At 65.9% G+C, this 17,629-nt stretch carries 10 protein-coding genes; 5 read left to right on the forward strand and 5 right to left on the reverse strand.

The genetic code is table 11. The features are described from left to right. Positions 1 to 62 precede the first annotated feature (62 nt). Positions 63 to 5,717, forward strand: coding sequence for a YDG domain-containing protein (locus LBC97_02235; GenBank protein ID MDR2564877.1), 5,655 nt, complete (start codon positions 63 to 65; stop codon positions 5,715 to 5,717). On the opposite strand, the gene LBC97_02240 is transcribed toward LBC97_02235, so the two are convergent. The 5 genes from LBC97_02240 to LBC97_02260 form a co-directional block, all read right to left on the reverse strand. Then, entirely contained in the window at positions 5,665 to 6,663 is a 999-nt protein-coding gene (locus LBC97_02240; GenBank protein ID MDR2564878.1) for a GDP-mannose 4,6-dehydratase, read from the reverse strand. The genes LBC97_02235 and LBC97_02240 overlap by 53 nt on opposite strands. 18 nt (positions 6,664 to 6,681) lie before the next feature. Further along, positions 6,682 to 7,668, reverse strand: coding sequence for a GDP-mannose 4,6-dehydratase (locus tag LBC97_02245; protein MDR2564879.1), 987 nt, complete (start codon positions 7,666 to 7,668; stop codon positions 6,682 to 6,684). 32 nt (positions 7,669 to 7,700) lie between these two features. Beyond that, positions 7,701 to 9,179, reverse strand: a complete 1,479-nt coding sequence (locus LBC97_02250) for an LCP family protein (GenBank protein ID MDR2564880.1) — start codon at positions 9,177 to 9,179, stop codon at positions 7,701 to 7,703. Positions 9,180 to 9,345: 166 nt separating this feature from the next. Further along, on the reverse strand, positions 9,346 to 10,149 hold the full coding sequence (locus tag LBC97_02255; protein ID MDR2564881.1) for a WecB/TagA/CpsF family glycosyltransferase: 804 nt from the start codon (positions 10,147 to 10,149) through the stop codon (positions 9,346 to 9,348). A gap of 88 nt (positions 10,150 to 10,237) precedes the next feature. Further along, the gene (locus LBC97_02260; protein ID MDR2564882.1) at positions 10,238 to 11,776 is read right to left on the reverse strand and encodes a hypothetical protein; all 1,539 of its coding nucleotides are present in this window, start codon (positions 11,774 to 11,776) and stop codon (positions 10,238 to 10,240) included. A 467-nt stretch (positions 11,777 to 12,243) separates the two neighbouring features. Here LBC97_02260 and LBC97_02265 point away from each other — a divergent pair, with 467 nt between their 5' ends. From LBC97_02265 to LBC97_02280, 4 genes are all read left to right on the forward strand, one after another. Further along, positions 12,244 to 13,401 carry a hypothetical protein gene (locus LBC97_02265; GenBank protein MDR2564883.1) on the forward strand — a complete coding sequence of 386 codons (1,158 nt, stop codon included), beginning with the start codon at positions 12,244 to 12,246 and terminating at the stop codon, positions 13,399 to 13,401. A gap of 110 nt (positions 13,402 to 13,511) precedes the next feature. After that, positions 13,512 to 14,633 (forward strand): acyltransferase, encoded by a 1,122-nt coding sequence (locus LBC97_02270; GenBank protein ID MDR2564884.1) that lies wholly within the window; start codon positions 13,512 to 13,514, stop codon positions 14,631 to 14,633. Positions 14,634 to 14,687: 54 nt separating this feature from the next. Beyond that, positions 14,688 to 15,989, forward strand: a complete 1,302-nt coding sequence (locus LBC97_02275; GenBank protein MDR2564885.1) for a polysaccharide pyruvyl transferase family protein — start codon at positions 14,688 to 14,690, stop codon at positions 15,987 to 15,989. Between the two features lie 129 nt (positions 15,990 to 16,118). Beyond that, positions 16,119 to 17,576: a lipopolysaccharide biosynthesis protein gene (locus LBC97_02280; protein MDR2564886.1), complete on the forward strand. Its 1,458-nt coding sequence runs from the start codon at positions 16,119 to 16,121 to the stop codon at positions 17,574 to 17,576. Positions 17,577 to 17,629 lie beyond the last annotated feature (53 nt).

Here is a 17,629-nt window from a genome sequence, read left to right on the forward strand (position 1 = left end):
GTTCGGGTGCAGCAATTTCGTCAATGTGCGGCTATTGGTGGGCCGCTGGGAGGGTTGGTTTGATGCGTGGGTTGTCGGTCGCGGCACGGGGTTTGGGCTTCGCGTTGCTGGGGTTGTTGTTCTTCTTCGCCTTGTTGGTCGCGGCTGCGGCCCCCGCGCAGGCGGATGGATCCGATGCGGGCTCGTTGCAGGTCGAGGTGCCGGTGACGGTCCAGGTGATCGACTCCGGCCAGCCGGAGGAGGGCGCGACCGGCGGCGACGAGGGCGAGGCGGAGGGCGGTCTGCCCGACGGCGGCGACAGCGGGGCTGAAGGCGAAGATTCTACGGCCGGGGGCGAGGACGCGGCCGGTGGCGACGGCGACCCGGCGGAAGGCGGCGAGGATTCGACCGCAGGTGGCGAAGATGCGACTGGTGGCGAAGACGCGACGGGTGGCGAGGATGCGACTGGCAGCGAGGACGCGGCCGATGGCGACGGTGCGGCCGGTGGCAGTTTGCCCGGTGGCGATGGTCCTTCGGCTGGAGTGTTGCCGTTCACCGGGTTTGGTTGGGACGCGGCCGCCTTGGCTTTGCTGCTGGTGGCCGCGGGGCTCGCGGTTTTGGTCGCTCGGCGGCGCCCGGCACGCGGCGTGCGGGTGGCGGCCGGGGTGCTCCTGGGCGTGGCTGTGATGGCTGGAGTTGGCGGGGTGGTGGCCGCGTCGGCGGAGCCGGCCAGCGACGACGGCCTGGTGGCCGGCTCTGCGGGGACGGCTGGCGACGGCGGCGTGGCGAGCGCGGACCGGGTGGTTGTGGTTGTGGACAAGGCGGCGTCCCTGTCGGGGGCCTCGGTCGTCGGTTTGGATGTGGCGGGGTTGGAGTCGAAGGTGGTCGGGGTGGACCAGGTGGTCAACGCCGACTTCGAGGCGGAGTTCTTGGCGGACGGCAAGGCTGTGGGCGGTTCGCCGGTGCGTGTCGTCCAGGTGGCGGACAAGGACTTCGACGGCCGGTTGGCGGTCGACCTGGAGGTGACGGTCGATGAGGGCCTGCCGGTGGGGGTGTATGAGGCGGTTTCGACGTTCGTGGCCGTTGACGACCGGGCGGTGATCGGCGCGGTCGAGGCTGCGTTCGCGCCGAAGGAGTACGACGGGACTGATGTGCTGGTTCCGGCGGGGGAGCCGGTGCCGGTAGGGGTGGCCGCCGACCACGACGTGGTGTTGGACGGCCTAGGCTTCACCGTCGGCGGGGTTGACGCGGCGGCTGGCCTGCCGGTGGCGGGCCACGTGGAGGGTTTGTCCGGGGAGGACTCGTGGCGTTACCGGTTGGCGGCCCCGGTGTTGAAGGTTGTCGCCCCCGGGACCGGGGATGGCGGCCAGGACGGCGGCGACGGCGGCGGCGACGGCGTGGACGGCGGCGAGGGCGGCGCGGAGGCGCCGGTGGTGGTCGCGGTTGTGCCGAGGGAACTTGAGGTTGTCGGTTTGTCGGCCGAGGACAAGGTCTACGACGGGACTGACGCTGTCTCATTAGCGGGCACCCCGGTGCTGTCCGGGTTGCTCTCCGGCGATGACGTGTCGTTGGCCGGATCGGCGTCCGCCACGTTCGAGTCAAAGGACTCCGGGAGCGGCAGGATCGTGGTCGTGGACCGGGGTTCGTTGCGGTTGGAGGGCACGGACGCTTCGAACTACGCGCTGCGGGTCCCGCAGCTGCGGGCCGACATCGCGCCGAAAACGTTGGCGGTGGCGGGTTTGGCCGCCCAAGACAAGGATTACGACGGGTCCGCGGACGCGGCGATCGCCGGGACGGGGTCCTTGGTCGGCGTGGTCGAAGGCGACCAGGTGTCCCTGGCGGGCGCCCCGGCCGGCCGGTTCGACTCGAAAGCCGCAGGCGAGGGCAAGACGGTGGCGCTGGACGCCGACTCGCTCGGCCTGGCGGGCGCGGACGCCGCCAACTACGCGCTGGAATTGCCGGAGTTGACTGCGGCCATCGCCCCGAAGCGGTTGGCCGTAGAGGGCCTGGCCGCTCAGGACAGGGTGTACGACGGCTCTGTGGTCGCCTCGTTCACCGGCTCGGCGGTGTTGGCGGGCGTGGAGGCCGGCGATGCCGTCACGCTCACGGGCGCACCGGTCGGCACGTTCGCATCGAAGGAGGTGGGCGACGGCAAGACCGTCACCCTGGACGCCGACTCCGTTGGCCTGGCGGGCGCGGAGGCTGCCAACTACGTGTTGGACACGGCGGGCGACTACACGGCATCGGTCACCCCGGCGGTGGCGACCGTCGAAGGTCTGACGGCCGAGGACAAGATCTACGACGGGTCGCGGGACGTTGCGTTCGCGGGCGAGGCTTCGCTCGCCGGGATTCTGGACGGCGATGCCGTGTCGCTCAAGGGCGCCCTGTCAGGCGTTTTCGCTTCGAAGGACGCCGGGAACGACCAGGCCGTGACGCTCGACGCGGACTCGTTCGTGTTAGCCGGCGCGGACGCCGACAACTATCTGTTGAGCCTGCCCGAATTGCGGGCCTCGATCGCCGCGAAACGCGCCGATGTGGCCGGTTTGACCGCTGTGGACAAGGTCTACAACGGGTCTGCGGAAGCCATGTTCGCCGGGTCGCCGGTGCTGGTCGGGGCGGTTGAGGGAGACCTGGTGCACCTGGCCGGGGCGCCGTCCGGAGAGTTCGACACAAGGGACGCCGGGGCGGGGAAAACCGTCACGCTGGCGCCAGGCGCGTTTCGGCTGACCGGCGGCGACGCCCCCAACTACGTGCTGCGCCTGCCCGCCTTCGAGGCGTCGATAGCCCAGAGGGAAGCTGCGCTCGGGGGCCTGACGGCCCTCGCCAAGACCTACGACGGCTCCCGTGACGCCCAGATCGCGGGGAAACCCGTGTTGGCGGGCGTGGTCGAGGGTGACGTGGTGTCGGTCCAAGGCGCGGCCGCAGGGGCGTTCGACTCCAAGAACGTCGGTCAGGGTAAGACTGTGACGCTGGAGAAGGGGTCTTTGACCCTGTCCGGCGCGCATGCGGGCAACTACGCGCTGGTCTTGCCGGCGCTGAAGGCGTCGGTGGCGCGGGCGGAGGTGACCGTGGGGGGTTTGGCGGCCGAAGACAAGGTCTACGACGGGACCAAGAAAGCCTCGTTCTCCGGCCCGGCTGCGCTGGTGGGCAAGGTCGCTGGCGACAAAGTGTCGCTGGAAGGCACTCCCACAGGGACATTCGCCTCGAAAGACGCTGGGACCGGCTTGAGCGTCGCGCTGGACGCCGCCTCGTTGAGTTTGGTTGGCGAAGACCGGGGCAACTATGCCTTGAAAATGGCAGGCGACTACTCGGCATCGATCAACGCCCGTCCGGTGACCTACACCGGATCGGTCAAAGCCGACCGGGAACTTGGCGACGCGAACCCCTCCGGTTTCAGCCTGCGAATCGACAACTGGACCGCCTTCGCGGACGTGGTCGCAGGTGAGGCGCTTACTCTAGTCGCCAGCGGGGTCACCGAGGTCGTTCCGGCCAACGGCGTGTTTGACGTGGAGGGTGTTTCGCCGGCAGCGGTGACCGGAGCCTTTGGATTTGAGGCCGGCTATGGCGTCAAGGCCCAGAACTATGCGCTAGTCGAGCAGCCGACCGTCCAGGTGGAGGTCGCCATGACGCAAATCGTTCTGGGGGTCACGATCACCGAGCCGGAGCAGCAGGTGACTTTGTCGAAGTACTTCTCGAACGGATACACCGTGGACTGGGGGGATGGGGCGACGGATTCCGTGTCGGTGTGGGATTCGAACTCGTTGACCCACGTCTACGCTGACGCCGACACCTATCAGGTCCGGCTGAAATCCACCACGTCCGGAACGCAGCGGTGGAGCTTCCGGAATGCCGGGAAGGCTCTTGTCCCCAGACAAGGCACGACCGCGCAAGAAGTGGTTATAAGGGAGTTCCCGGAACTTCGTTGGTTCACTGCGAACGGAAGAGCGCCTGCAAGCAACTTCTTCGCTGACTTCAACAATGAGGGCGCGCTGACCGGCTTGCCGGATGGCTCCTTCGACACCAGCGGGATTGAGGCCGCCGCAGACGGGTTCTTCAGGGCATTCAACTATGGCGGGAACCTGGCGCGCCTGCCGGAGGGCTCTTTCGACACGTCTGCGATCACTTCGGCGGGATATCAATTCTTCGCCGAGTTCAACGGCCACGGCCCGTTGACGGAACTGCCCGATGGGTCGTTTGACACCGGGAGCCTCAAGACAGCCGGGGGGGAGTTTTTCGCGCGGTTCAACGAGCAGGGCAATCTGGTAGGCCTCCCTCGCGGTTCGTTCGACATCAGCGGAATCACTGCGGCGCCGACGGGCTTCTTCGCGAATTTCAATCTGTATGGAACTCTGCGGGAGTTGCCGGCGAACTCGTTCGACACCGGCGGCATAGCGGCGGTGGCGGGCCGGTTCTTCGCCTACTTCAATTACTACGGGAGTTTGACGCGCTTACCTGAGGGGTCGTTTGAGACGGGCGGCATCACCTCAGCTGGAGCCGAGTTCTTCTACCGCTTCAACAGCGGGGGTAAACTTGAAGAGCTGCCTGACGGGTCATTCAACACTAGCGGCATAGAGTCGGTTGGGAAGTCCTTCTTCGCGCGTTTCAACGACTGGGGCGCGCTGACCAAACTGCCCGAAGGCTCGTTCGGGACGCAACAGATCGTAATTGCGGCCGACGAATTCTTCAGCGGTTTCAACACCGGCGGACCCATCAATACGCTGCCGACTGGTTCGTTTATGACTGACGCAATAACCTCGGCGGGTTCGGGCTTCTTCGCCAGCTTCAACTCTAGCGGCGCCTTGACCGGGCTGCCGGCTGGCTCGTTCAACACGAGTAACATCACGTCGGTCGGCAAGGACTTCTTCGCGTTGTTCAACGCGTACGGCGCGCTTGAGGAGTTGCCGACCGGATCCTTCGATCTGAAGGGCATCCGCGAGGCTGACGACGGCTTCTTTCAGCGTTTCAACATGAACGGGGCGAAACTGGTTGAACTACCCGCTGGCTCGTTCCAGATCACGAATATCGAGTCAGTGAAGAGAGACTTCTTTTCTTGCTTCAATGACAGCGGGAGCTTGACAACGCTCCCTGAAGGCTCCTTCAACACGGGCGCGATCACGTCGACGGGATACGGCTTCTTCTACGCCTTCAACGCTGGCGGCAGCCTAGTGCGGTTGCCTGACCACTCCTTCACGAATGAGAGCGTTAGCTCAGTGGACCAGGCCTATTTCTCATACTTCAACTACCGGGGTTCTCTAGTGGAGTTGCCCGAGGGGTCATTTGCCGAGAGGAACATCGTGTCGGCCCCAGAGAGCTTCTTCGCCGGTTTCAACTCCGAAGGCGCCTTGACATCGCTGCCGGAGGGTTCATTCAACATTGACAACATCGAGTCGGTTGGCAACGCCTTCTTCTTGACCTTCAACTCCTACGGGGCACTGGAGAGCCTGCCGGAGGGTTCGTTCAACTCCAGCAGGTTGGTGTCGGTAGGAGAGAACTTCTTTTGGCGCTTCAATACCAACGGCAAGTTGAGAACGCTGCCGGCTTCGTTCATGTGGCCGAAACTTGATCAAGCGGAGGTCGACAAGCGGAATAACTTCGAATACGCGTTTTCGAGTGGAACCACGCTGCTCAGCGACGTCGGTCGCATTGTGAACGGTTGCGCGGCCCCGAGCGAGCAGCGCCACGTGTTCAGTTCGAACCAGCCAGGGGCGGAGGATCTGGAACTGACCTGGCGGACGTGATGTCCGCCTGGACCATGCGGGCCACCATGCCGGCGAAGTCCACTGTGGGCGCCCAGCCCAGTTCGCGGCGGGCTTTGGCTGGGTCGCCCACCAGCAGGTGGGGGTCGGCCGGGCGCGCCAGCGCCGGGTCGACCTCCACGTGAGCCCGCCAGTCCTCAACGCCGACGCAGGCGAACGCCTCACGGGCCAGGTCCGCGACTGAGTGGGCCTGGCCCGTGGCCACCACATAGTCGGCCGGCTCCGGGTGCCTGACCGCGCGGACCATCGCGTCCACGTAGTCGGGCGCCCAACCCCAGTCACGCCGTGCGTCCAGGTTTCCCAGGCGCAAAACGCCGCCGCCGCGCTCCGCTATCAGGGCCGCCCCGGCCGTGATCTTCCTGGTCACAAAGCTGAGCGGTCGCCGGGGCGACTCGTGGTTGTAGAGGATGCAGGCGACCGCGAACAAGCCCTTGGCGCGGTACGCCTCGACCATGAAATGCGCGTACGCCTTGGCGGCCCCATAGGGGCTGACCGGCGCGATCGGAGTCGCCTCGGTTTGGGGCGAGTCCTTGGGGGACCCGAAGATTTCCCCGCTGGACGCCTGCAGCACGCGCACGCCGCGCCCCGTGCGCCTTTGCAGTTCCCACGCCGCCTCGAAAACCGCCGCCGCGCCGGTCCCGTTGACCCGCCCCGTCGTCAGGGGGTCCTCCCAGGATTGCGCCACCGAGGAGACGCCCCCCAAGTTGTAGATCTCATCCGGTTCCAGCGCCCGGATCAGTTCCGCCACGCTCCCCGGCTCGGCCAGGTCGCCAGCGTGGATCCGCACGCCCGCCGGGACGAACCGCGTCTCGTTTTCCGATGCCGTGTCGAGCACCGTGCCGTGCACGTCCATTCCCTCGCCCAACAACCGCTCGCTGAGGTAGGAGCCGTCCTGGCCGCCCACGCCGGTGATCAGCGCGACACTCATCGGGTGCCCCCCTTATGCCTATTTGGCGGCCAGCTTCGCTTGGGATTCCAAGTCCGAGTCCACCATCATGGCCACCAGCGTTTCGAAATCGACCTCCGGGCGCCAGCCGAGGACCCGGCGCGCCTTCGACGAGTCGGCCACCAGGCGGTCGACCTCCGCTGGCCGGAAGAAGCGCGCGTCTTGTTCCACATACGGCGACCAGTCGTCAATCCCGACATGGCCGAAGGCCTGGTCCAGCAGGTCCCGGATCGAGCGGGTCTGGCCGGTGCCGATCACGTAGTCGTCGCCCTGCGGTTGCTGGAGCATCAGCCACATTGCCCGCACATAGTCCCCGGCGAAACCCCAGTCGCGCTCCGCGTCCAAGTTGCCCATGACCAGTTTGTCTTGCAGCCCCAGTTTGATGCGGGCCACCGCCAAGGACACCTTGCGGGTGACGAACTCCGGGCCTCGCCGGGGCGACTCGTGGTTGAAGAGGATGCCGCTGGAGGCGTGCATCCCGTAGGACTCGCGGTAGTTGATAGTCATGTAGTGGCCGAACACCTTCGCCACGCCGTAGGGCGAGCGCGGCCAAAGGAGGGTCGTTTCCCGTTGCGGCACCTCTTGTACCTTCCCAAACATCTCCGAGCTGGACGCTTGGTAGAAGCGGACGGCGTCCACGGCATCGCCGGCGAAAAGGCGGACGGCCTCGAGGAGGTTCAACACGCCGATCCCCGTCACGTCGGCGGTGACGTGGGCGTTGTCCCACGAATAGGCGACGTAGGAAATGGCGCCCAGGTTGTAGACCTCGCTCGGCTGTGAGATGTCGAGGACCCGCCGGAGCGACGACTGGTCCGTCAAGTCGCCCTGGACAATGCGCACCTCGGGAACGGTGCGGGCGACCAACTCGGCCTTGGGGTTCTGTTGCCCGCGGACCAAGCCGAAGACTTCGTATCCTTTGCTGAGCAGCAATTCGGCCAGGTAGAGGCCGTCCTGGCCGGTGACACCGGTGATGAGGGCATTGGGCACGCGCACAAGGGTACCCCGAACTCGCGCGCGGCCTACGGCGTGCCGTCAAGCACGGCGTTGATCTTCGCCTTGGCGTTGTCCACTGTCGCCTGGTCGGGAATCATGACGTAGAGCCGCTGCGCCCCCATCGAATAGGTGGGCTCGCTGGCGCCCTGCCCGTCCACGCTGACCGATTCGACCTGCCACGACTTGCCGTCCTCAAGACGTTGGCGGACCACGGAGGTGATCTGGTCCATCGGGACGTTCATCTCCAGGGCGCCGTCAAGGGCGTCCAGGAGCTTGTCGTAGCGGAGCAGGTTGGAGCGCTGCGACGCCTTGTCGATCAAGGCGGCGATCACCTTCTGTTGATTCTGGCCGCGGGTGCGGTCGCCGGCGGCGAAGGAATAGCGCTCCCGGCTGAACCCGAGGGCCTGCTCGCCGTTCATGTGGTTGACGCCCGTGGTGAAGGTGAAGTTCCCGTGGCGCGAGGTGAAAGCCTGGTCAACATTCACATCGACCCCGCCCAATGTGTCCACAATCTTCACCAATGATGAGAAGTTCACGCGGGTGTAGTAGTCGATTTGGATTCCGTAAAGGTCCTCCAGCGTTTCGATCGACTTCTGCACGCCGTAGATGCCGGCGTGGGTCAGCTTGTCTTTGGTGCCGGTGGTGCCGTGGAGTTGCACGTAGTAGTCGCGCGGAGTGTTGACCAGGACCACTTGGCCGGTGTCCGGGTTGACCGCCATGAGCATGTTCACGTCGGAGCGCGACACCCGGTTGATCGGCCCGGCGGTGTCGATTCCGGAGATGTACACCACGAAGGAGGAACCGGCGGGTTTGGGGCTGGCGCTGGGCGGCGCCGCCACGGGGGCCGCGTCTAGGTCGAAGGTGTAGATGATCTGGATTGAGTCGTAGAAGTCCGGGTCGGACTCCTCGTAGATGGCGAGGAAGCTGGAGTCGAGCACGGCGGCGTCGAACCCCTTCGCCGTGAGGCCTGCCGCCAATTCGGTCGGGTCGGCGCATTGGGTGAAAGATGAGTCGAACTTGCTTTGCAGTTTCAGCTCTACGGCCTGTCGGTTCACGTCATTGGCGAGTTCGCCAATGCTCTCGCGCTTGAGCGAGCTTTCGGCTGGGTCGTGGTCCTGCAGCGCAATCACGACGTATTCGCTCTTGGGCTGCACAGGCCTTGCTCGGTTGACAAAGCCTTCCACGTCGGAGACGGCTTTCACGCCCACCGCCGATGCCGCTATGCCCAGTAACGCGACCAGGCTCAGCGCGGTGAACCGGAACCAGGAAGGCGGCGCGTGGGTGCGCCACAGGGCGACCGCCACCAGCCCCGCCACCAGGACCGCCACGAAACCCGTTCCGGCCAGCCACGGCACGGGCAGAACGCCGAACCGGCTCAGGGCGACCAGGCCCACCACCACGGCCACCCCGAGCGCCGTCGCCAGCACCCGTGCGACCCAGCGCGGGAAGCGGCCGCCAGCAGCACCAGAACTGGCTTGTTCCACGGCGTCCGGTCTTGCTCTCACGTTTGTAGCCCCTTTGAATCCCTCTAGTCACTTGTGTTTACGCAACGTCGCCCGTTTGGTGGGGCATGGTGCCCGCTGACGTTCCCCGAGCTTCCCGGTCGCCTTGGGTTCCGACAATAGCGCGTCGGAACAAAGGCGAAGTCGTTCGTGATCCCGGCGAGCCGGGTCATTTTCCCCGGCGGCCTTGCCTCAAACTGGCTGCGGCGACCCCCAAGAATCGGGGACCCTCCACCAGGTAACGCCGCGCCAGGCGCCTGGGCTCTTGGGCAAGGCGCCAGGCCCACTCGAGGCCAAGGCTCTGCGTCCACTTCGGAGCCCGCCGCACAACTCCGGCGGCAAAGTCCACGGCCGCTCCCGCGCCCACGTAGACGCCCGGCGGGAGGGTGTCGCGCCATTGGCGGAACCACAACTCCTGTTTCGGCGCGCCCAGGCAGATGAACACGACCGAAGGACGAAAAGCGCCCAGTTCCCCCACCACGTCCGCAGATCCTTGATCGGCGGCCGAACGCAGCACCGGGAGGCCAAAGCCCCGGATCGCTGCCCCGTGCGAGATTTCGGTGAGACGCTCGGCGGCTTTCGCCGCAATTCCGGGGGCGCCGCCGACCAGCGCGACTTTCCAACCGCGCGCGTTCGCGGCGCGAGTCACCTGGAAGATCAAGTCGGCGCCCGTGTTTCGCCACGGTTTGGCCAGACCCATCAACCGGGCCAGCACCACCAGGGGCATGCCGTCAATAGTTCGCAGTGAGGCCGCCTGGTAAGCGCTGCGGTAGGCCGGGTTTTCCTGCAGGTCCAAGACTTGGTTCACGTTCAGCGTGGTCACCAGGTGCCTGTCTCCGTCTTTCGCCAACTCGTCGATCCGGGCAAGCAAGGCGTTCGGGCTCCCGCTGAACACGGCCTGCCCGTACAGCCTGAGCACGCCTTCAGACACTTCGAAGCGCGCTGGCCGGCGGCCGCGACCGTTTGCAGTCATTCAGGCAAGATTACACGGGCGCCTTTTGTTTCCGGTGGCGCCCCGCTGCGGACCGGAGGCTTTCCCACGGAGAGCGGCCAACTGCGGGTCAGCCTTGTTTGGGGCGAACGCTGCGGCGCACAGTCATCCGACTGGCGGCTTTGTCTGATTTGCCGCCCAGCTTCGAGGCCCTTCGGCGCGGCGGGGCCGGGCTGTGTTCGGGCTCGGCCAGCAAGGCTGCGGAAATGAGCAGCGGGCCCGCCACCAACGGTCCCAACATGGACTCTGCGATGGCTGCGGTGCCGATCCAAGTGCCGAGGAGCGCCGCAGACTGTCGGCCCAGCATGCGGGCGAGGAGAGCCACAACGACCACGAAGAGGATCAGGCCCGGCAACCCGATTTGGTAGGCCATGACCCCCAGCCCGGACTCGCTGCCGGTTTCAAGGGTTCCAATCACGGACGCCGGCGCGCTGGAATCTTCGTTGAGGACGTCGAACAGCCTGCCGAAGTTTCCCCCCTCGCCCAAATGGTGCCCCAACGGCTGGCTCAAAGCGCTCCGGACGCCCAGCACCAGGCCGGACCAGTGAATCGAAGAGCTGTCGCCCCGGATCAGGGAGGCGGGGTCGCTGAAGGCGTGGACCACGGCGCCTCGGTAGAGGACGGTCATGTATGTCAAGGTGGCGAGGGCCACCATGGCCGGGGCCGCCGCCACGACTTTTGCTCGCCACGCCGGCCGCTGGCCCAGGCCGTACAGCGCGAAGCCCAGCACCAGCAGCAAAGGCGCCATCTTCACGCCGGAGAGGAAGCAGGCAATGCCGGCTCCCATGATTACCAGGCAAAAGCGCACAACGCCAAGAGCCCCCAGGCGGGACCGCTCTTCGGGACTTGACGAGGCGGAGAACCACAGCATGGCCGCCGCGAGGACGGTGCCCGAAGCGATGTATCCGGCGGTCACGGGTTCGCCTAGAAAACCGCCGATCCGTTCGATCTTGATGCCGAACAGCGGCGTGGAGGTCGACAAAGAAGAGAGCGAGGCAAGGGTCTCGGTGCCCATGAAGCCGCGCCATCGCGAGGTGCCGACCATTTCCTCGATCATCGCCCCGGCGAACAACGCGCTTGCCAGAAACGACAGCCAACTGCCAAGGATCTGGTTCTTCCTCTCCCGCTGCCACGTTCGCGTCCTGGCCGCCACCAGCAAGAGGACCAGGATTGGCAGGGCGAAGTTCCGCCCGTAGGCCAGCGCGCTGGGCGCCAGGGACCGCAGGTTGATCGCCATGCACGCGAAATACGCGGCCAGCACCCAAAGCACCGGGCGCAGCCGGGAGAGGTAGTTCCAAACCGCAGGAGCACAGGCGGCCGCGGCCACCAAAGCGGACAGCGTCTTCGCCTCTGTCACGGCCAAAGGCGCTTCCTCTTGCACAAGTCGGAACCAGAGCCCGGAGATGAAGTTTTGGCTCATGGCAAGCACCAGCCAGTAATACAGGTAGGCGTCAAAAGCGCGCCGCGCCATCAGCGCGGACGCGACCACCGTGACAAGGCAGCTGATGACCAACCCGACCGTTGGCAATATGGGGGCCAGGACCGCCGGAACGCCGTAGGTGACCGTCGCGAGAGCCCCGCCCCAGCAAAGCGCCGGCACCGCGTCCACAGGCACGGAGTCGACCTGGCGTAACCACCGAACGCGCAGGCGCTCGCGACGGCGGCCGGGGGGCTTTCCCCCGGCCGCAGCCTGGCGCGTTGCCGCCGCAGGCCGATCGTTCAATGCCATGTGGTGTCGGGACCTCCAATTTCGCCCAGCCGGCCGCAGGCCGCTGCACACCTAGGATACGTGGCTCCCAAGTGACTGGCTGGGATGTGCCGCCCTGGCGGCGAGGGCAAGGCGCGCCTGTCTTCGCCGGTTCCCGGCGAGCGGCCACAAGGAGCGGCGTTCGCGTCTAGTATTCTCGTTTGTCGTGCCCGTAGCCTTTCAGCCGCCGTCCGGACCGGAAGCGCGCCCAGGGACGCTGGGTGGGCTATCGCACCAGGCGGTGGCGAACCGCATGCGTCTGAGCCCCGCTCAGACCTTGCGACGGCCGTCCGCCCAACACGCGCCTGGCAGTTCGGGAAGGGGTAACAATGAGTTTTCGTGACGGGCTCCTTGTGGTGCGCAAGTTTTGGTGGCTGATCCTTGTGGGCCTTGTCGCGGGCGTGGCGGTCGGCTATCAGACGTTCACGGCTCAACCCGCGACCTACACGGCCAGTTCCAATGTGATCGTTGGCTGGTATGGCGCCGACCGCGTGACTCATTACTCCAACACCTGGGCGGCCCAGGTCCTGGCGATGGGCTTGGACGAGGAAGACTACCGAGCGGCGGCCGAAGCCGGGGGACTGGATCTCGAGCTGGTCGACCTGGAGCAGGCCATCAGAATCTCGCAGACCCCAGACGAGGCGAGAATCGAGGCGTTTGTCGACGCGAATGAGCCTGCGGCCGCCCGCGCCGCCGTGGCGGCGGTGATCACCGCCGTGACGGACAACGTCAAGGAGTTGGCGGGGGCAGGCGGGCGCGGCGCCGTCTATGTTCCGGGGCCGGTCACGGCGGAACTCACCTCCGCGCCGGGCCCGAGTCTGGCCAGCCAGATGGCGACCGGCGGGATCCTCGGGTGCGCCCTGGGGTTTGTCCTGGTGGGGGTGGCATACTTCGCCCGGCGAACCGTGCTCAGCTCTGACACCATGCGGGAGTTCGGGCTGCCCGTCTTCGGCACGCTTGCCAGTTCCCGGCCACGTGCCTCACGGATCCCGGTGCCGGAGGAAAGCCGGGTTCTTGAGAAGATCAGGCTGGCCCTGCGAGCCGACTCGGTGCGGTTCCTGCTGATGATGTGTTCGAGCGCCGCAGATGTGGCGGCAATCGCCGAGTCTGGCGCCGCGTCGCGCCTCGCGGCCGTCATGGGGCCGGATGCCGTCATCGTGGCGGGGAAGGGGAAGGTCGGCGAAGAGATCGTGCAGTCTTTGGACGAATTGCCGCTTGTGCCCTGGCTGGAACAGCGGGTGTTGCTGACCCCCGAGCTGATGGCTTCCGGCCGCGCCGCGCGCCAACTGCTCGCCCATTCGGCCACTCGGCCGGTGTTGTTCGTTTGCGACGCCGAGCCAATCGCCCTGTCTGCGGCAAGCCTGACGCAGAGCGTGCTGCTCGCCGCAGTGCCCGGCAAGACCAGAATCACCAGCCTTCGCCAACTTGGCGTTGATCTGGAACTGACAAACAGCCACCCGATCGGCGCCGTGCTGGTCAAGGCCTGACGGTCGAGCGGGCTTTTGCTATGGTGGGCGTTTCGCGGATGGCTGTACTCCGAATTCCGGTCGCGGCGGAGGCGCACAAGACCCCGGATTGGAGATTCTGAAAGGTGACGGTGGATTCCAATCGCGTGCGCCCGCTGGCCAATCGCCTGGGACGTTACGCCCATATCGACGCACTGCGGGCCTACGCGGTTCTCGTGGTGGTGGTCTCCCACCTTTGGCCCGACCTGGCGGTGCCTGGCGGCAGCGGCGTGACGCTGTTCTTCGCCATCTCGGGTTTCGTCATCACGCTGGTGACATTGAAAGAATTCGACAGAACGGGCGGGTTCTCCGTTCGCGGGTTTTATTGGCGCCGTTGCCTCAAGATAATCCCGCCTTTTGTCGCGATAATCGCTGTGCCCACGCTGGTCTATGCGGTCTTTCGGCCGGTCAACTGGGGAAGGTTTCTGAGCCAGGTCTTCTTCTTCTACAACTGGACACGAGAGCCGGAAGGACCCGGCGTTCTGCCCGGATCAGGCGTGACCTGGAGCCTGGCGATCGAGGAGCAATTCTATATCGCGTTCGCGTTGGCTTGGCTCTGGCTTGTCCACCGAAGTGGTCGCCCCATAAGGGTTCTGGCCTACGGAGCGGTCGTCATGTCGTGCCTTGCGATCACGGAGCGTTTTGCCTTCGCCTTCGCCGGCGCCTCATGGGAGCGTTCCTACTATGGGACTGACACCCGGCTCGACTCAATCGGGATCGGCGTTCTGACGGCGATTGTCTTTTACCGGAAACTGGCCAACAACCTCTGGAGACGGGTGTCGGCCATCTTCCGCAGCGACTGGATGCTCTTGGCGATGATCATGCTCTACCTGGCTTCGGTGGCGGTGCGCAACGACATGTTCAGGGACACAATCCGCTACACCGCGCAATCCGCAGTCGCATGCGGTCTGATCCTCTACGGCATGCTGCGCCCCAATTCGCCGACCCGGATCCGTCTGGCCTTTGAGAAGGTCGTCTCCGTCCGGTTTGTGCAGGTGGTCGGATTGTCCAGCTACAGCCTGTACCTGGTTCACGCCCCCGTCTTCCACTTGGTCTCGTTTGTCACCGGGGAGTTCGCCCTGGCAGGGTTGTGGGCGCTAGTCGTCTCATTCGGCGCGATGGGGTTGGCGATCACCGCGGGATACTTGAGTTGGCGATTGATCGAGACGCCGGCGCTAAGACTGAAACAACTGTTTTCAAGCGAGCGGACTTGATAGCTCCACTGGGGGTAGCGGTGAGTTGCAAGTCGGCGAAAGGTTAGGCGGAACATGACCAACGCTCTGAAGCGGCACCTGATCGGCGCCCTCATGAAAGCGCGGCGCGCCGTCTTGGGCGCGGCGGACTCTCCCCGTTTGGTGCGGGCGACTCGGCGGCGCGTTCTCAGGACGTTTGGGGAGGCCGCGCGGGAGCCCCGGAGGGGGCCCGGCTATCATCTCTTGATCACGTCGACAGGGGTGAACAACATTGGCGACCAGGCGATGTTCGAGACTTTTGTTCAGAACGCGCCGGGCCGCATCCTCGCCATAACGGGGCCCAGGGCGACGTACCGGATTCCGGATGACGCGGCGGACCGCGTTCGTCTGGTCAAGCTTGGCCGCTTGATCTACGGATTCGGCCTTTCGCATCGACGGGACGTGGCGCGCTTCGCCCGCCTGGCGACCCGCGCCCGGTCGGTCGCCCTGGTCGGCGCCGACGTGATGGACGGGGGTTACGGCGTCCGCAAGTCGGTCGTGGAGTGGGCGTTGGCCCAGGGCGCGGCTGAGGCGGGGTTGCCGACTCGAGTGTTGGGTTTCAGTTGGCAACAGGACGTTGACCAGGCGGTCGCGGACGCGGCTCGAAGCGCGGTCGAGTCCGGCGTGGTCGCCTATCTGAGGGACCCCGACTCGGCGGATCGCTTCGAAGCCGCCACGGGTGCGCCCGCCCGCCGCGCCGCCGACATAGTCTTCCGTCTGCAGGGCAAGGATGATTCGGAGCCGGCCGTTCGTCTGGCGCAAGAGCTGGCCTCGCGGGGGCCGCTGCTGTTGGTCAACGTGAGCGCCTTGATCGCGCGAAGCGTGGACCTTTCCCGCGACTACCAGCGGGTCGCGGACGCGGCCCGCGCGTTGGGTTTTCAAGTGCTGTTTGTCCCTCATGTCGGCGATGCCGCCGGGGGAGACGCGTCGGCCATCCGGACCGTGGTGGACCGGCTCGCCTGGGAGCCGGGGCAGGTGTCGGCGTTGCTAACCCCCCAGCAGATCAAGGCCCTGGCGGAGCGCGCGAGCCTGGTGCTGACCGGCAGGATGCACCTGGCGATTCTCGCCCTGTCGCAGGGCACTCCCGCGATCGTCCTGAGCACCCAGGGGAAAGTGGCGGGACTGCTGCGCGAGGTTGGAACCCCGGACTGGTGCTTAGAACCCAAAGAAGGCTTCGCCGACCAGGTGATACCGATTCTTGAGGCCTATGCCCGCCAAGGATCCGGTCCCGACGTGGGGCCTGGAGTTGGGCGGCTCAGCGAGTTGGCCCAGTCGAACTTCGTCGGCCTTGCGGCCCCGGCCTCCCCCGCCGACGAGCGTTCGCGCGCCGAGCGCTGAGCGGGGGCGCGGCCCCCACGGCCGGTGGCCTGGACGGCGGCGGCCGCGGAGACGTGGCGCAGGGGAACGGGGGACGGGGAAACGCGGGAAGGCCATCGGCACCAGGGGTTCTTGGTAGTCTTGGATGCCGTGTCCACGGCTCTGCGTTCCGGGGCCCGCGGCGCGGGGGCGAGCCTTGTGGGCCAGTTCGGCCGGGTGGCGATTCACTTCTTCGGCACCATCGCGTTGACGCGTCTTCTGCTGCCTGAGGATTTCGGCTTGGTCGCAATGGTGGCCGTATTCGTGGCCCTGAGCGAACTGATCCGGGACTTCGGCATGTCGACTTCCGGGATCCAGGCACAGCACTTGTCCGCCCAGCAGGCCTCGAACTTGTTCTGGGCGAACGTTGTGCTCGGCGCTTTGGGCGGCCTCCTGCTGGTGGGGCTCACGCCATTGGTGGTGGCGTTGTACGGGGAGCCGCGCCTGGGGACCATCATTCCCTGGATGGCGGCCGCCACCTTGTTGAACGGTGCCCAAGCCCAGCTCCAGGTGCAACTGGTGCGGGCCATGCGGTTCGTCGCCGTGGTCGTCAGCGACTGCCTGGCGTGGGGCGCGGGCTATGGGTTCGCCATCGTCGGAGCCGCGAACGGCATGGGCTATTGGGCGCTGGCCATTCAGCCGCTGGTTGTGGCGTGTGTGATGGTGGTGTCACGGTGGTGGCTGACCAGATTCCGTCCCCAAAAGCCCAGGCATCTCAGGTCGTCAACGGCGCTTTTCCGGGCGGGAGGGCACTACGGTTTGTCGTCGTTGCTGCAATTCGCCGCGTCCAACGCCGACACCATGGTGATAGGCGCGCGTTTCGGGTCCACGCCCCTGGGCTACTACAACCGCGCTTTTCAACTGCTCCTGGCGCCCCAGGCGGCGCTGCTGTCGCCGATGACCAACGTTGTCATACCGACGTTGAGGAAAGCCTCCCAAGAGGGACGCGATAGGCAGGCGCTGCTGGTCAGGCTGCAGTCGCTGGTCGGCTTCCCCGTCGCCATAGTGTTCCTGGCGATCGCGGGGTGCGCGTCTCCTCTTATAGACCTGCTGTTCGGAGCCGATTGGGCGGAGACGGGCACGCTGCTTCGCATTCTCGCCTTGGGCGGGGTCTTCTGGACGCTCAACACCGTTAACTATTGGGCGTTTGTCTCATCGGGCAAGAGCCGCGGTCTTCTGCAATCCAACGCGATCACCAAGTCCATCACAGTCGCCGCTGTGGTCTTGTTCTCGCTGATATCGACCGAAGCCGTGGCCTGGGCGTTTTCCATTTCAACCGGCCTCACCTGGCTGATAGCCCTGCGGGTTGGCCAACGTCACGGCGCGCTGGTCTCACATGACTTTGTGCGCGGCGGCATTGCGATTCTGGCTCCCGCCTGTGTCACCTACGGGGTTTGCTGGGTCGGCGCACCATACCTGTCCGGTTTGGGCGCGTTGGTCGGAACGATTGCGGGAGCCCTCGGTGCCGTTGCCGTGTTCTTTGTTCTGTCGATGGCCTGGGGCGCGAGCCGCCGGGCGCTCAGGGCCGCATTTCGCGACGCCAGAACCGCCGTGCGGTCAATGGCCTAGGACGGCGGCAAGAAGGCCACCGCCCGCGTGGTCGGATCCCGGCTTGAGACAGG

It is taken from the genome of Bifidobacteriaceae bacterium (assembly GCA_031281585.1).
In the GTDB taxonomy this organism is placed as follows: domain Bacteria; phylum Actinomycetota; class Actinomycetes; order Actinomycetales; family WQXJ01; genus JAIRTF01.

Bases quoted from the DNA above. Each gene is read 5' to 3' on its own strand.
- LBC97_02255 (MDR2564881.1), bottom strand. From the start codon at position 10,149: ATGACTGCAAACGGTCGCGGCCGCCGGCCAGCGCGCTTCGAAGTGTCT.
- LBC97_02235 (MDR2564877.1), top strand. From the start codon at position 63: ATGCGTGGGTTGTCGGTCGCGGCACGGGGTTTGGGCTTCGCGTTGCTG.
- LBC97_02265 (MDR2564883.1), top strand. From the start codon at position 12,244: ATGAGTTTTCGTGACGGGCTCCTTGTGGTGCGCAAGTTTTGGTGGCTG.
- LBC97_02240 (MDR2564878.1), bottom strand. From the start codon at position 6,663: ATGAGTGTCGCGCTGATCACCGGCGTGGGCGGCCAGGACGGCTCCTAC.
- LBC97_02275 (MDR2564885.1), top strand. From the start codon at position 14,688: ATGACCAACGCTCTGAAGCGGCACCTGATCGGCGCCCTCATGAAAGCG.